Origin of the sequence: Leptospira bourretii (genome assembly GCF_004770145.1) — a bacterium.
Taxonomy (GTDB): Bacteria; Spirochaetota; Leptospiria; order Leptospirales; family Leptospiraceae; genus Leptospira_A; species Leptospira_A bourretii.
Genome location: NZ_RQFW01000005.1, coordinates 332,704 through 348,454, shown reverse-complemented (window position 1 = coordinate 348,454; position 15,751 = coordinate 332,704). Strand labels below are relative to the sequence as shown.

12 protein-coding genes are annotated in these 15,751 nt (G+C 39.3%); 3 read left to right on the top strand and 9 right to left on the bottom strand.

Translation table 11 applies throughout. The features are described from left to right. Positions 1-14: 14 nt before the first annotated feature. Positions 15-1,226: a porin gene (locus EHQ47_RS03215; protein WP_135776545.1), complete on the top strand. Its 1,212-nt coding sequence runs from the start codon at positions 15-17 to the stop codon at positions 1,224-1,226. Positions 1,227-1,314: 88 nt separating this feature from the next. Here EHQ47_RS03215 and EHQ47_RS03210 read toward each other — a convergent pair whose 3' ends face one another. The 8 genes from EHQ47_RS03210 to ppk1 form a co-directional block, all read right to left on the bottom strand. Next, entirely contained in the window at positions 1,315-4,623 is a 3,309-nt protein-coding gene (locus tag EHQ47_RS03210) for an efflux RND transporter permease subunit (protein WP_135776544.1), read from the bottom strand. Then, entirely contained in the window at positions 4,616-5,368 is a 753-nt protein-coding gene (locus EHQ47_RS03205) for a hypothetical protein (protein WP_135747394.1), read from the bottom strand. Before EHQ47_RS03205 ends, EHQ47_RS03210 begins: the two co-directional genes overlap by 8 nt. Position 5,369: 1 nt before the next feature. After that, entirely contained in the window at positions 5,370-6,377 is a 1,008-nt protein-coding gene (locus EHQ47_RS03200; RefSeq protein WP_135776543.1) for an efflux RND transporter periplasmic adaptor subunit, read from the bottom strand. 1 nt (position 6,378) lies between these two features. Continuing rightward, positions 6,379-7,797, bottom strand: a complete 1,419-nt coding sequence (locus tag EHQ47_RS03195; protein ID WP_135747396.1) for a TolC family protein — start codon at positions 7,795-7,797, stop codon at positions 6,379-6,381. 100 nt (positions 7,798-7,897) lie between these two features. After that, positions 7,898-8,275, bottom strand: a complete 378-nt coding sequence (locus EHQ47_RS03190) for a hypothetical protein (RefSeq protein ID WP_135747397.1) — start codon at positions 8,273-8,275, stop codon at positions 7,898-7,900. Positions 8,276-8,539: 264 nt separating this feature from the next. Continuing rightward, entirely contained in the window at positions 8,540-8,869 is a 330-nt protein-coding gene (locus EHQ47_RS03185; protein WP_135747398.1) for a hypothetical protein, read from the bottom strand. 120 nt (positions 8,870-8,989) lie between these two features. Beyond that, a complete protein-coding gene (locus EHQ47_RS03180) occupies positions 8,990-10,402 on the bottom strand; it encodes an FAD-binding oxidoreductase (protein ID WP_135747399.1) in 1,413 nt (470 codons plus the stop codon). A gap of 10 nt (positions 10,403-10,412) precedes the next feature. After that, a complete protein-coding gene (gene ppk1 / locus EHQ47_RS03175) occupies positions 10,413-12,557 on the bottom strand; it encodes a polyphosphate kinase 1 (protein WP_135747400.1) in 2,145 nt (714 codons plus the stop codon). Between the two features lie 25 nt (positions 12,558-12,582). On the opposite strand from ppk1, the gene fliD reads away from it, so the two are divergent. Then, positions 12,583-14,505, top strand: a complete 1,923-nt coding sequence (gene fliD / locus EHQ47_RS03170; protein WP_135776542.1) for a flagellar filament capping protein FliD — start codon at positions 12,583-12,585, stop codon at positions 14,503-14,505. Next, on the top strand, positions 14,502-15,464 hold the full coding sequence (locus EHQ47_RS03165) for a hypothetical protein (protein ID WP_135776541.1): 963 nt from the start codon (positions 14,502-14,504) through the stop codon (positions 15,462-15,464). The genes fliD and EHQ47_RS03165 overlap by 4 nt, the downstream gene beginning before the upstream one ends. On the opposite strand, the gene EHQ47_RS03160 is transcribed toward EHQ47_RS03165, so the two are convergent. Beyond that, positions 15,461-15,676, bottom strand: a complete 216-nt coding sequence (locus EHQ47_RS03160; protein ID WP_135747403.1) for a hypothetical protein — start codon at positions 15,674-15,676, stop codon at positions 15,461-15,463. The genes EHQ47_RS03165 and EHQ47_RS03160 overlap by 4 nt on opposite strands. Positions 15,677-15,751: the final 75 nt, after the last annotated feature.

The following is a 15,751-nucleotide window of genomic DNA, read 5'->3' as shown; positions in this document are numbered from 1 at the left end:
GGGAGCGGAACACTATGAAACAACCCTGTTGTTCTAAGCTCCCACTTTATTTGTGTTTGTTTTTCTTTTGTTTCCCGTTGTTACAAGCAGAGGAAAACAAAGAACAGACAAATCAAACTCCTGCGCCAATACAAAATCCACTGCCTGCGAGTTTAAAGTTTGGTGCTTTTGTAGATACATATTATTCACACAATTCCAATCATCCGTTATCAAAAGAAAGATTGTATGCAACCCAAGCAGTTCGTAATGATGAGTTTAACATCAACTTAGGATTTGTTGATGCAAAATGGCAGGAGGAAAAAGTAAGGGGTCGTTTGGCTTTCCAGTTTGGAACATCGGTAAATACGAATTATGCGGCCGAGGCAAATCGAGACATTAGTTCCAATCAAAACTCAGTAAAACATATCCAGGAAGCTTATGTCGGTTTTAAGTTAGCAAAAGATACTTGGGTGGATGCCGGTATTTATTTTGGACATATTGGACACGAATCTTGGATTTCTTCAGATAACTGGAATTATACTAGGGCATTGGCTCTAGACTACGTTCCTTATTATTCTTCGGGAGTTCGGCTTACTACTAAGTTTACCGATAAGTTTCAATTTCAGTTCCATGTAATGAACGGTTGGCAAAATATCACTGACCAAAACAAAGATAAGTCACTTGGAACTCAGTTTAAGTTTTTTGTAACACCGAGTTTTACAGTTACGGCAAATCAATTTGTTGGGAATGAAGCACCTGATTTCGAAAGAAAACAAACTCGATTGTATAATAATACAATTTTAGAATGGAAAGCCTTGGATTGGTTATCGTTTGCAGTATCTGGAGATATGGGAGCACAAAAAGCAAAAGAATCTTTTCAGTATGAACCATGGTGGAAAGAAATCAATCCAACCCTTGGTATTTATACAAATAGGGAATCAAATGCTTATAACCAATGGTACCATGGAACTTTTTGGACCAGTTTTCGATATGATGATCTTTACCGTTTGAGTTTTCGGATTGAAAGATTTTATGATCCGAAACAAGTGATGGCAACTACATACACTCGAAATGGTTTTATGACAAATGGATACACTGCTACTTTTGATTTATTGCATTGGAATCCAGGTCTTATTCGTTTTGAAGTGACTCAAAAAGAATCTATGGATCCTGTTTTTGAAACTGATAAAAATAAACATACTCGTGTAGAGCGATTGTTTATTGTGGCAGCTTCAGTTCGGTATTAGTTGAAAGAAAAACTCCAAACCACTACTTACTGTGGTTTGGAGTGTAAAATAGGAGAAATGAGAATAAAGTCTATGTATATGAAAAGGATTAAGTCCTTTTCTTTTTCTTAACTGGTTTCTTCTTTTTCTTTGGAGAATCATCGTCTTCTTCATCTTCTTCCAATGGTTCTTCACTTAGTTCGTTAACGAAGTCGAGGAAAGGGATGTGTTTTTTATGACTCATCTCTTCAAGTTCTTTTGCATTCGGTTTTCTTTCACCCACAACAACTAAATAAAGTGAAGGAAGGATGGTTAACACAAGGCACATTGCTGAGAACAATCCACCAACAATCACTGTTGCCAGTGGTCTCTGAACGTCTGATCCAACTCCAGTTCCGAGAGTTGCGGGGATAAGGCCGAGCAATGCCAGTAACATGGTCATAAGCATTGGTCTTAGCTGAATCACTGCGGCTTTTTTTACGGCAGCTTTTGTTGTGATTTCTGGCTCTTCAATCAACAAGTGATTGGTTCTAGATACAAACAAAACTCCAGCCATTGTCGCAATTCCAAATAGTGAGATGAATCCGACACCACCAGATACGTTGAAGTAATAACCTCTCATCAACAGGGCATAAATTCCACCAAGGAGTGAGAGAGGAATACAAGCTAATGCAACGTATACATATTTTAGGTTTCTATATAACAAATAGAGAACACCAAAAATGATGAGAATTGTAATTGGGATGACAATTGCTAATTTTTTACCTACACGAGCTAAGTTTTCGTACTGTCCTCCAAATCGAATTTCATAACCATCAGGAAGTTTGATTTTTTTCTTCACACGTTTTTGGAGTTCAGAAACAAATCCCCCTTGGTCACGACCTCGAATGTTGGTTCTAACAGTTACAACCCGACGACCTTCTTGTCGGAAGATCATGGTTGGACCATCGATGACTTCAATTTCGGCCAATTGCGATAATGGAATCCTTTCTCCTTTTGGTGAAATGATTGGCATATTTTCAATTGCTTGTTTGGAGGCGCGGTAGTCCTTCGAAAATCGGACAACTATTCCAAATCTTGCAGGTGTTTTCGGTGGAACATCTGATGGGCCTTCGTATAAAGTGCTCACTCTTTGCATCCCAATGGCTGCTTCAATCATCTGCTGGATATCGATAACATTGATTCCAAATCGTGCGGCAGCTTCTCTGTTGATGTTAATTGTTAGCTGAGGACTCTCTGCTTCTTGTTCAATCCCAAATTCGCTGGCACCTTTCATTTCTTTGATTTCTTCTAGAACCTGGTTTCCGATTCCCCGCATGATTTTTAAATCGTTACCAGAGACAAAGACGGCAAGATCGGCAATGGTTCCCATGATGGCTTCGGAAAGGTTATCCATAATTGGCTGTGAAAAACTAACCCTTGCACCAGGAAGAGTGGCTTCCAAATCATTCCTCATTCGTAATAGTAATTCTTGTTTGGTGATTTTTTCTTTCCATTGGTTATAGTCTTTTAAACCAATTAGCACCTCTAGTCTGTTTGGTGGAAGTGGATCTGTTCCATCATCATTTCGACCTAACTGAGAAATTACAACGCTAACTTGTTCATTTTTGTAAACAGTTTGGCGAATCTTAGGCATAAACTTTCTTGCTTCCGGTAAGGAAATTCCAACGGGAAAGAAGATCCGAATGTTGAACCCACCTTCATCCATTTCTGGTAGGAATTCCGTTCCTAAAGTAAACATACCGATGGCAAGGAAAACAGTCACAACACTAAATGTATATTTAACTGCTTTGCGTGACCTATCTACGATGAACTCAATGATTCGTTTGTAACGTATTTCAATCCAATCATAAACTGGGTTATGCCATTCAATCGGACCTGGATTTTTTGATTCAAAATATGTTTTGTAAATGATGGACATGAGGACAGGAATCACAGCCATCGCAAAAATTAATGCTCCAAGAATCGCAAAGGAGATTGTAAAAGCCATTGGTTTGAACAAACGACCTTCAATCCTTTCAAAAGAGAAAATTGGGAGATAAGCTAAGATGATGATTAAAATCGAAAAGAGGATTTCCGTTCCAACTTCCGATGCGGCATCTCTTGTGAATGCTAAAATTCCATGAGATTTTTCTTCGGGAGTTGCATCTCGATATCGCCTCATGATATTTTCTACCATGATCACGGCCCCATCCACAATGATACCAAAGTCGATGGCACCTAATGAAAGTAAACTGGCAGGAATTCCAGTCATATTCATCAATAGGAAGGCAAATAACATGGCAAACGGTATGGTTGCAACCACGACTAGAGATGCTCTAACACTTCCAATAAAGAAGATTAAAACTAAACTGACGACAACAACTCCTTCTACTAAGGTTTTACCAATCGTTCGGAGAGTGTAGTTTACTAAATCTGTCCTGTCATAAGTATTACGAAGTTGTACTCCTTTAGGAAGATAGTTTTCGTTGATTTCCTTTACCTTGTCGCGAATTCTTTCGCCCATTTCATTGGGATCACCCCAACGACGCATCGCCACCAAACCTTGAACAGATGAATCTACGTCAATGAGTCCTTCCTCATCATTTTGAATGGTATAACCAAGAACTCCGCTGGGAATGGGATGAGAAATTTCAACAGAACCTAAGTCTCGGATAAAAACAGGTACTCCATTAACGGTTTTGACCACAATGTTTTCAATGTGTTTTGGATCTCGGATGGCACCAAGTGAACGAATGGGAAATCCTTGTTCCCCCTGGAGGAGTAAGTTTCCTCCCGTATTCAAGTTGTTTTCTTGAATTGCCTTAATAACATCACCAATGGTTAATTTATAACGAATTAACTTATCGGGTGAGGTGACCACATGGTATTGTTTTGGAAGTCCACCAAAAGTTACAACGTCGGCGATTCCCGGAATTTGTAACATCTTCGGCATCACAATCCAATCTTGGATGGTTCGAAGTTCCATCGGAGTATGGTTTTCAGATGATTCTACGACATATCGATAGATTTCACCGACAGGGGAACTCATTGGTCCAAGTGCGGGATGGACATCTTCAGGGATGTCAGCATCGGCTACTCTTTCCATAAGTCGCATACGAGCAAAATAATCGTCAGTTCCATCTTCAAAAACAAATTGAAATACAACTAAACCGTTGATGGTTCTGGATCGTCTTACGGCAACCTTAGGAATTGCATTTAATACCCGTTCAATGGGAAGGGTAACACGTTCTTCTACTTCAACTGCAGCTTTACCTGGAAACTTTGCAATGAGTCGTACTTGTGTGTCGGCAATATCTGAATATGCTTCCTTTCGAATGTCTATCCATGCCCAAGTCCCGAAGAGAACAGCCACTGCTGCTGCGATAAGTGTTGTAACACGGTTTTTAAGTGCTTGTTCTATAAAATCTTTAATCATGATATTCCCTCGTATTGAAGAGGTAACCCATTTGGAGTAATAATTGTGGGTTTTTGTAATCGCCTTGGCCGATTCCGCCACCTACTTGTAAAAAGAAATTTCCAAGTAGGAAGTCGTATGTCATTCCAATGTATCTTTGTGAAAGATGGACTTTTTGTCTTTCTCGGCTTTCATATTCTAAATAAGCACCGACATTGCTATCAATGGAGTTTACATAGGATCTGATGAGTAAGTCTTCTTGAGAAGGGTCTCTCCGATTGTAACCAGGAATATTGAGCCCAGTAGGGTAGGAAGATTGTCCACCACGACCGACTTCTGGCGCAAAAGGATTCACTTCAAAGTATCCGCCAACAATGGATATACTATGTGCGATCACCGGAGTTTTCCAGAAGGTATATCCTAAATCTACTTGTCCACCATACCAGTGAGGACCCCATGCGCCGCCTGATCCTCGTAAAACGACATCTTTAAAGTAATAACCTAAATTGAAGTTGATACTTGCTGGAGATCCGATGGAGGCACCATAAACCCAAAAATTGGTTGATTTTGGGAGTCTTTTGGCATCCAAACTATCAGCTTTTAATTTTTCATCTTCCCCAAATGCCGACTGATCTGACTTAGTTGGTGTCCATTCTGGTTTGATCTCATTTCCTTCCCTATCTTTCGGATAAGGAGAAGAAGGTTCTGCTAATAATGCAGAACCGAATAGTGTTATAACAATCAGTAAAAGGCTGAGTTTTTTCATATTAAAAACCAAAACTCAAACCTTTTAATAGAATGGAGCCTTGGATGGCTACCTTCTCACCAGGAGACAAACCTTCGATGATATTGACTCTTTCTTTTGTAGAGATACCTAATACAACTTCTCTTCTTTTAAAAGTTAATGGTTTCTCTTCTACGAAAACATAGTTTTTTCCTTCTACAGTGACAATGGCAGTATAAGGTAGAACTACACTATCTCCACCTGTTTGCTCTGGAAATTTGACAACCCCAAACATACCCGGTTTCAATCTATACTTTTCGTTCACAACGATGATTCTCATCTTTGCTGTTCTTGTGAGAGGGTCTACGTTATCACCAATTGCTTCCGCAGTTCCTACAAATTCTTCATCTGGAAAAGAAGCAAATACGACCTTTACTTTTTTACCTTTACGCAGAGTAGAGATTTGAGATTCAGGAACATCTGTAATGATCCAAGCTTTTAAACTTCCGGCAGTACTAAGTTCGCTTGGGTTTAAACCTTGTGCCCTAAGTTTCCCTTCAAATTCTGCAAGTTCCGCCGCATCGTTTCCAGCATCCGTTTCTGATTCGACCAAGTCTTTTTCCGTTGCCACTCGGTGCACAAACATATCTTTGATCCGGCTTAAGTTTTTATTTGATCTATGGAGTTTGTTCTTTGCATGAACATAACCAACATAAAGGTCGTTTAACTCTGCTGATTCGAAAAGGATGATCCGAGCACCATTACTAACTGAAGGAGAAGTCGAAGCAATAAGTCTTGCTGGTGCTTCCAAACTCACAAATTCTCCACCGCCACCAATTGTCGTTGATTTTACAATTTCAAGTCCAGGGCTATTCGGTTTGAATTCAATTCGTAAACCTCCATCAAAAACTTCTGCTTTTTCTGGATGTTTGTGAACAGGTTTTGCCGGTTTGGAAAAAATCATAAATAGAACGGCGATGACTACAAGAGCCACTCCTGAAATTAGGAGGATTTTTGCCTTTTGGTTTAAAGATTTTAAGGTAATTAACATTTTATTCCTCAGTTTTAGGATTGGTTTGGTTTTCAGATTTGGGGATAAAGACACCTTTACCCACAGCATAGTTTACGTTTTCGATGGCTTCCATTCGATCTGTTTGTAGTTTTAACATTTCGACAATACTGGAACGATAAGTTTCGAAGAAGTCTGCGAACTCTAAGATGGTTATGTATTTTTTTTCATAACTCATAATCATATCCAAAGATAAACTTCCGTAATCTTTGATATAAGCATTACTAAATCGTTTATAAAGTGCGTCTTTGATTCGAGCCGATTGGTAAGCAACTGCTACCTCATTTTCTACTTCAAGGATATTGTTCTTTAACTCTTGTTTGCGGACAAGAATGGCCTTTTCTGCTGCTTGGATATTTCCTTGGTTTCTATCAAAGAGAGGAACACTGAGCTGTGCAGTGACTCCCCAATAGTTTTGAAATGCGGTACCACCACGGTTATAAACTGGACCGAAAGATAAATCTGGGATGGCATTTGCGTATTGGAGTTCTAAATTTGCTTCTTCAAAACGTAATGTTTGTAATGCTTTTTTAAGGTCTGGTCGGTTCTCGCGAGCGATTTCCACTAAATCTTCCAAACGTGCCTGGTTAGGAACAATTGCATCCAAATTTGATTCGTTGACAGTTGGAATAAACTCAACTCTTGCATCACGATACAAATCATCATTCAAAAGAATTTTAAGATCCGCTTCTTTTTCGTAGACTTTGATTGCTAAATCTTCTCTTTCTTTTTTTAGAAAGAACAAAAGAGCTTTTAACCGTAAATGTTCTGCTTGTAGAAGGGCTCGCCTTTTATATGCAAGTTCAGATGAATCTACCGTTTTTTCAATGGAGGCAATACTTTGATCATAGAATACAACGGCTTTTTTATAAAAGTAAATTGTATAAAACGTTCTTCTTAGCTTCGTAATGACAGCTCGAGCCAGATCATAAAACTCTTGTTCGGAGATCTTTGCGTTCAATTCTGCCACTTTCACACGTTTATCAATTTTCCCACCAAGTAAGAATACTTGTTGGATTTGAATTACCGATTGCCCTGATCTTGTTGTATCAAAATACCTTTGTGTTGGTTCTGCAAAAATACTTTGGTCAATAGCGATATTCGGATTCGCATAGAGTCCTGCTTGTAAGATCCCTGCTTTTTTTACGTCGATTTGGAAACGGGATGCGATGAGCAGAAGGTTATTCTTCCATAGAAGTGTCTCTGCAGACTCTAAATCAATTTCACGATTCAACCTTTGGTCATCAGGATACAAACTTGATCCTAAAGATGATCTTGGATTTTCATCTGAAAGTTGTCTTTTCAGGGCTTCACTTGCCTGTGCGATTCTAGCCTCCCCCCATAAGTAGGAGGTAGAATACACAAGAAAGAGGTAGATACCGATTCTTTTAGAAAAACTCATAAATTACCAAACATTTAAAAATTAAGAAAATGAAAACATGGGTATGGCTCTATCCTTACGAACGAGGAACATACCTTTCCTCAGCAAATGCCGAAGTGGATTAAACGAAAGAAGTAGGGGGAGGAATATTTAAGAGAAGTGAGGAAAGTAAACTGGGAATATAAGTTCCCTCTGAAATCAAATCAACATAACTAACTAAAAGCGATTCAGAATATAAATCGGATTTGTTTTCGTTAAAAAAATCTAAAAAGTCCGCTCTGGAACGACTAAGAGTAGCAGAATCATCAATGGAAGAAATCTTTTGATTATCAATTGCGGTATCTTCTGGTGTTTCGAGAGAAGCGGAGTAAGACTTTTTAATCTGATGAAGATTGGCTTCTAGATATTCGGAAACTGTATCTGATGTACCGTCTAACGGGAAACCTACGGTCACCGTTAAAAGTAAAGCTATCAGTTTTGCCGACCAGTTTGCCGTCATATTATCCACTCATTCATTTTGGCTTGCTTACTCAATTCTAAAATATTTCTAAAGTTTCAAATAAATCCTAAACATTGAACAGATTGGTTAGAATATAGGAGATTGGACGAAGGACTTTCCAAAAAAAAGACTGCCCAGAGTCAGGAATTCCCCGGAACAGTCATAATAGTCTTTGGCAAATGAGAAACAAAACATAGGAAATGTTGAATATATAAAAACATCCTGTGTCCCTTACGGGACACAGGTTTAAGCGGTAGAGAGGAGTTAAACGGGTGGAGGTAAACTCAGGTAACGGGTTGCAAGGAGCCCAGAGATAAAAGAAGGATGCAAGTTGTTGTTATGTGTTAGCAGAAGGGTAGTGACCGAAGTCTGACCTTTTCCGCTCCCAGTGAGTACATCTTCTAGATCTTTTGTACCTGAAGTCTCTTCAGAAGAGGATTTTTGAATCGCAACGGAAATAGTGCCTGAAAGTTGGCTCTTTCCACTGACTCGGCTGGATTTGGCTCCGCGAGTGCGAACAAGAACATTCTCTTCTGAAAGAAAAGCGCTGCCCAGGGAAAGTGTGAGTAGGGAAATCCCAAATATTTTGATCACATGCCTGAACATAATTACAGTATAGACTGGATCTGATTAAAATCTAGCATTTTTTTGGAACTTGCCTACAAAATAGGCAGAACGACTCAAATTCTTGGTTCGCTCTGCCTTTGCCTGGATTTAAAGCACTTTGCCGGGGTTCAGGATCCCTTTGGGGTCAAAAGCCAATTTGATCGCTTTCATGGTGTCGATTTCTGATTCTGATCTAGAAAAGTTTAGATAGTCTTTTTTCAAAAGTCCAATCCCGTGCTCTGCTGAAATGGACCCTTTGAATTTTTGAATGAGGGTGAACATTTCAGGGTCCACTTGTTTGCACTGGGCAAAAAAATCCGCGTCCGTTAGATCCTTTGGTTTCACAATGTTGAGGTGAAGGTTTCCATCTCCAATATGTCCAAAAAGAGCAATGTGAAAACCTTGGTACTTTTTCGTTAAGAGTGCAGTCATCTCATCTAAGAAGGCTTCCATATTGCGAAGCGGTAGAGAGATATCATTTTTATGAACAGTGTAAGCAAGGGAGAGAGATTCAGAAATCCCTTCTCGGTATTTCCAGAATGTTTCATTTTGGCGAGAGTTTTGCGCAATCGAACCATCGGTGATGAGTTCTTTTTCGGTAATGGATTCTAAAATGGAATAAAGTTTTTCTTCGTCCGTATCACCATCCACTTCGAATTCCATTAGCACATAATATTTGCTAGGTGTTTGGAATGGATCGGGAACACCTAAATGTTCTTTGACTTTGTCTAAACAATAATCAGTTAAAAACTCAAAAGCAAGAAGTGGTAAATCAAAGTTATGTGTTTCACGAAAAATTTCTAAAATATTTTTGTATTCGGGAACAGCAAGGAAAATGACACGAATGTCTTTTGGTGGTTTTGTGAGTTTGACTACCGCCTCAGTTATGATTCCAAGTGTTCCTTCGGATCCAATAAACAAATGTTTGAGATCGTATCCGGTATTGTTCTTTAAAATTTCACCATTGAATCTGTAGGTTTCTCCTTTCCCGTTTACAACCGTTAGGCCAAGAATCCAATCCCGAATCAATCCATAGTGAACCACACGAACTCCGCCTGCATTGGTTGCAATGTTTCCACCGATGTGACTGGATCCAGTGGCAGCAAAATCGACTGGAAAATAAAATCCACGTTCTTCGGCTTCTTTGTGTAGGTTTTTTGTAATCATGCCAGCTTGCACATGTAAGGTGCCAAGGAATGGGTCGAAGTCAACCACTTTGTCCATTTTTGCTAAAGAGATAACAATTTCACCATTTTTGGCAACAGCGCCACCGGCGTATCCAGTTCGTCCCCCAGAAGGAACAACTGCAATTTCATTTTTGTAAGCATAGGATACAACTGCGGCTACATCTTCTGTACTTTCTGGAAAAACTAGAACTTGGTAATTTGGTGGATATACTTTTGTTCTGTCGGTTCCATAAGAATTGAACAAAGCTTCGTCCATTGTTCCGTCATTTTTTTGAATGACCTTTTTTTCGCCAATGAGTTGGCTTAAATCATTTGTTGTTTTTGTAAAATCCATTCTTTATCCTTTAGATATCAACCATGTCGATTTGAGAGTTAACCGCCGGATCATCATCCCCCGGTGTTAATCTTGTATAAGTGCCATCTGATTCTAGAACCCTTGCCTGTGTGTTATCTCGAAGTAATAGTTCGAGAATTTTTGCGATTCTTTTTTTATGTTTATCTTGTAGGATTGGAAACATAACTTCAATTCGGCGAAGGAAGTTTCTTGGCATACAATCAGCAGAAGCTAAATAAACATCTGGTTTCCCACCGTTCTCAAAACTATAAATCCGAGAGTGTTCTAGGTATCTTCCCACAATGGAACGAACATTGATTCGATCCGAAACCCCTGGAATTCCGGGCCTTAAACAACAAATTCCACGAATGATTAAGTCAATTTTGACTCCGGCTTGTGAGGCTTCATAAAGTTTTAAAATGATATCCGGGTCCACAAGTGAGTTCATTTTAAAAATCACACGCGCTTGTTTTCCGTTTTTTGCATTGTCTGTTTCTCTTTGGATGAGATGGAGAAACTCTTCTTTTAAAAAAGTTGGGGCTGCATAAATTTTAGAAAGCCTAGGCATCTTTCCTGAACTGGTAATGGTGTTAAAAAGAATTGCGACGTCTTCTGTAATTTCAGGATTTGCTGTGAACAAACTTAAATCTGTATAAAATCTTGCTGTGGTTGAGTTATAATTTCCTGTACCTAAATGCACATAACGATTGAGTTTGTCATCTTCTCTGCGTACGATGAGTAACATCTTACAATGGATTTTGAGACCTACCACTCCGTAAACAACGTGAACACCACTATCCTCAAGTTTTTTGGCCCAACGAATGTTTCTTTCTTCATCAAACCTAGCTTTGAGTTCTACAAGAACAGTTACCTGTTTTCCGTTTTCAGCTGCTTCTCCTAAAAATTGAATGATGGGAGAATCTCCGGAAGTTCTATACAAGGTCATTTTGATGGCTAGAACTTTGGGGTCTTGGCTTGCAATTTTCAACATATCTTCGATCGATTTAAAACTTTCGTAAGGGTGATGGAGCAGGTGATCGTTTTTACGAATTTCAGAAAAGATGGATTCACTTTTTTTTGCTGCAAATCCCGATTTGGGAACGGGGTAAGAATATTTTAAATGACTAGTTTTTTCTAAACTTTGAAAAAACATCATATCATTTAAACTAAGTAAGGTGGGGATCTCCATTACTTGGTATTCTTCCAATTCCAAAAGGCCACGCAACAATTCTTTGATATGTCCTGCACCAGAATGAACATCCAAACGAACGGCATCTCCCCACATTCGGTTCTTTAATTCGTTTTTCATTGTGGCAAGAAGGTCACCAATGTTTTGTTCTTCATTGATGGAGATATCTGCATCACGGACAATTTTAAATGTATGAATTTGTTTTACATTCATCCCGAAGAAGAGGTCACCTAAGTGAAGTTTAATGATCTCTTCTAGTGGGAAATACCTTCTCACATCAGTTTCTTTGTTTTGTGGTAATTGTAAAAATCGAGGTAACACACTTGGCACCTGAACGATGGCAAAAAGTTCCTTTGCTTTGTTTTTATCATCATCAGAATATAAAGTAATCCCTAAATTCAAAGTTCTATTGAGGATATGGGGGAAGGGGTGCGAGGGATCGATGGCAAGTGGAGTGAGAATGGAGGACACTTCTCGTTTGTAATAATTTTTTACAAATTGGATGTCATCTCCGGCAAGTTCGCTCGGATCTTGGACCACAACAATTTTGTTAGTTTTGAGTTCGACAAGGATCTCATCTAAGGCTTCGTATTGTTTTTTGACAAATTGCCCTACTTTGGAATAAAGTTCGGCCAGAGTTTCAGAAGTTCGTTTTCCGTTGAGGCTACGTTCTTCGATGCCTGCACTTTTTAAGTTGAGAAGGCCCGCCACCCGGACCATAAAAAACTCGTCCAAATTGGATTCAGTGATACAAAGAAATTTAAGGCGTTCGAGAAGTGGGTTTTCCTGATCAAAGGATTCTTCCAGGACTCGGTGGTTGAAGTCGACCCAGGAAAGTTCGCGGTCGAAGAAGATATTTTGGTTCCCCAGTTCTATTTTTTCTGTAGGGCTAGCAGTCATAATTCTAGGATTTGGGAAGGAAAAAATTCTGTAAATTCCTAATCCTTTTGTAGAAATCGACGACACTAGATTCAGAGGGATTTGGGACGATATGCCAGCATACACCATGCCGGGTCTAATGACTGGGCAAAATACAAACGATATCGTTAAAAAACTGGTCGAACTCGAAAGACGACCCATCAAACGATGGGAAACAGAGAACGAATACGCCAAAGCACAGATGCAAATCTGGGGCGAGGTGAAAAATCTTTCCACCAACCTCCAAACCAAAACCAGGGCTCTTGTTTCCTTTACAGCTCCCTTTGCAACCAAATCAGTTTCTTCTTCGGAAGATGGTGTGATCACCGGTGAGGCTTCTCGTGCCGCAAAGTCCGGAAACCGAGCCTTGGAAATCACTGAAATGGCAAGCAAACACCAGTTATCTGGTGTTGCCATTGATACCGACATTCGTTTGCCAGAGGGTAGTTTTACAATCTACTCCGGAAAATCCAAAGAAACAGTAACCTTTCCTGGCGGGGGACTGAGTGAACTCACAAATTCCATTAAAAATATGGCAGGTGGCCTTGCGGACACATCCATCATTAAAATTGATAAGGATTCTTCCATCCTCACTGTCACTTCTGTAAAAACCGGCAAAAAAAATGAACTCCAATTTTCCGATCCCAATGGAATTTTAAAACTAGCAGGTCTTGTTGGTGAAAACAAGGTTAGTTCAGAAGACACAAAACAACTGTTATCTTTGGATGTTCTCAAATCCAAAGTTTGGGACCAAACCAAGTTTAAAAAATCGGAAACAGAAACTGAAAAACTGATCCAATCCGAAGAAGGCATTACGATCAAACCTGATACTGCTTTTTCGATTCCTATCGCAGTGACAGAAATCAAAGAAAGGGCTTTTGTTGAAGTAGAAATCGTTGGCGAAGCTCCTGCTGTGATGGAGATGGGGATTGGATTTGAAAAGGAAGGAAGTGTTCGTAATAAATTCCTTCCCATCACAAAAACAGAATCCAAATATATTTTTTTAGCTGGTGATTTTGCCAGTGATAAAAATCTAACAGCTATCATTCTTTCTAATGCGGCAACCACTCCAGTTCTGATTAAATCAGTAACTCTTGTGACTCCTCCGGCTCCGGGAACGGCAGAACCATTAAAAGTATTACAAGAAGGAAAAGACCTTAAAATCAAAATTGATGGTGTAGAAATCACTCGTGAATCCAACGAAGGAATTGCGGATGTATTGGAAGGAATTTCGTTTAATGTTCATAAGGTGACAGAAGAACCGGTGACTTTAAAAATTCATGTGGACCATGCCAAAGGATCGGCCCTTATCAAAGAATGGGTGGATGCTTATAATGAACTTATGAAGTTTTCTAAGGAAGTCACTTCTGTTGAAAAAAATGGAAAGATCTCTGATAAAAAAGAAAGTGATGATTCCAAATCGGCAGATATCTCTCGTGATTTTTGGGACAACAAATCAAAATCCGGAATTCTTGCCGGTGAAAATGCAATCCTTCGATTGATTGCATCCTTAAAAACAACAGCAAACTCGTACTATCCGGCAACCAAAGACAATGGATTCCGAGTACTAACCGATATTGGAATTTCCACAGGAGCCGTTGGATCCAACTGGGAAAAAATCCAAGATGGACTTTTGCAAATTGATCAGGAAAGACTGATTTCTGTCCTTTCGGAAAATCCAGATGGGGTAAGGGACTTATTTGCTTCTGACCCGAATAACGATGCAAAGATGGAAGAAGGAGTGGGAATTCGACTGCTCGAAATTCTAAAACCTTATAACCAATATGCTTCTGGCATTGTCACAAGCAAAGTGAAACTTTTAGAAGAAAGTGTAGCAGGGAATAATAAAAAAATCAAAGAACATGAGTCTCATCTCATTAGTTTTGAAGCCAAACTGAAACAACGGTTTCTCTACATGGAACAAGGTGTGGGGAAAAACAAATCGGTTGGGAACTATTTACAGAATAATATGTTTAGAGGGAACGGTGGGGAATGATGAATATTTATATCAACGAACAACAATTAGATACTAAACTAGATGGCGAAACAAATCTTGGCCAAGTGTTGGATGAAATTCAAAAGTGGATTGAATCCAATGGAAAGTATCTTCGTCATTTCACTGTGAATGGGAAAGAATTGAATCGTTCCGATCTAAATGCAGTGGGTGTCGATGAAACAGAACGCCTGGATTTATTTGTAGGTGAAGAACTGGACGTGATTGAAGACAGCCTTTGGGAAGTCGACAACTACGTTGATAAGGTGGGATCAACTCTTGTTGGCCGTGATTCTCTGACGGAAAAAGAAACAGAGGATTTAAAAGAGGGAATTCCTTGGATCATTTCCATGATTCGCACCACTACGAAACTTTTGAACTTAAACTTAAACCTTATCCAACCAATGGGGAAAGGCAAAAACGTAGAAGAGATTTTGGAATCTTTGCAAAACGGATCTGAAGTTTTGGACTCTACAAAAGCCATAGAAACGTTTTTAGAAGACCTTCGTGATGTAAAACTTTTCCTTATGGATCTTAGCACTCGTCTTGCTGTGATGCGTATGGATGAAAGTGAACTTGTTGAAATCATTTCTCGTTTTGTCGAAGACAAAGATAAAGTCATCAAAGACTTTATGTTGGTAAATGAAAACTTCCAATCAGGGAAAGATCATTTGGCTTCTGAGATTTTGAATGATGCTGTCGGCCGTTTAACGGGTCTTATGTCGGCACTTGTGTCAGTCCAAACTCGTCATGCGGAACTAGATTGGCAATCCCTTGCCATTGAAGATAAAAAACTTTCAGATGTGATTGTTAGTTTGAATGAAACATTGTCAAACATTGCATCGGCTATGGAAAAAAATGATATTGTTTATGCTGGGGATATTTTGGAATACGAACTTCCTGAATTACTCAGTGACTTCATTCCTTTCCTTTCTCTTGTTTTAGAAAGAGTCGCAGCTTAAGGATTTGGTTCTTTGGGGAATCGGGCGGCAATCCGGTTCCCAATTCCAAATAATACTCCCACAGAAAACACAACCCCTCCCCAAATCAAATTTAGATTCCAACCCAGAGATTTTTCATACATAGGATCGGACCAAGTCCAAACTCCATAGAGAGATAAGATAAGTCCGAGGATTATAAATAACACGGCCAAAATGGAGGAGAGGGAAATCATGGCGAAATTCTATCGGAAGAACCAATGGGATACAAGTAAATATTAAAAACCAAACCGTTGACAGAATGTTTGTCT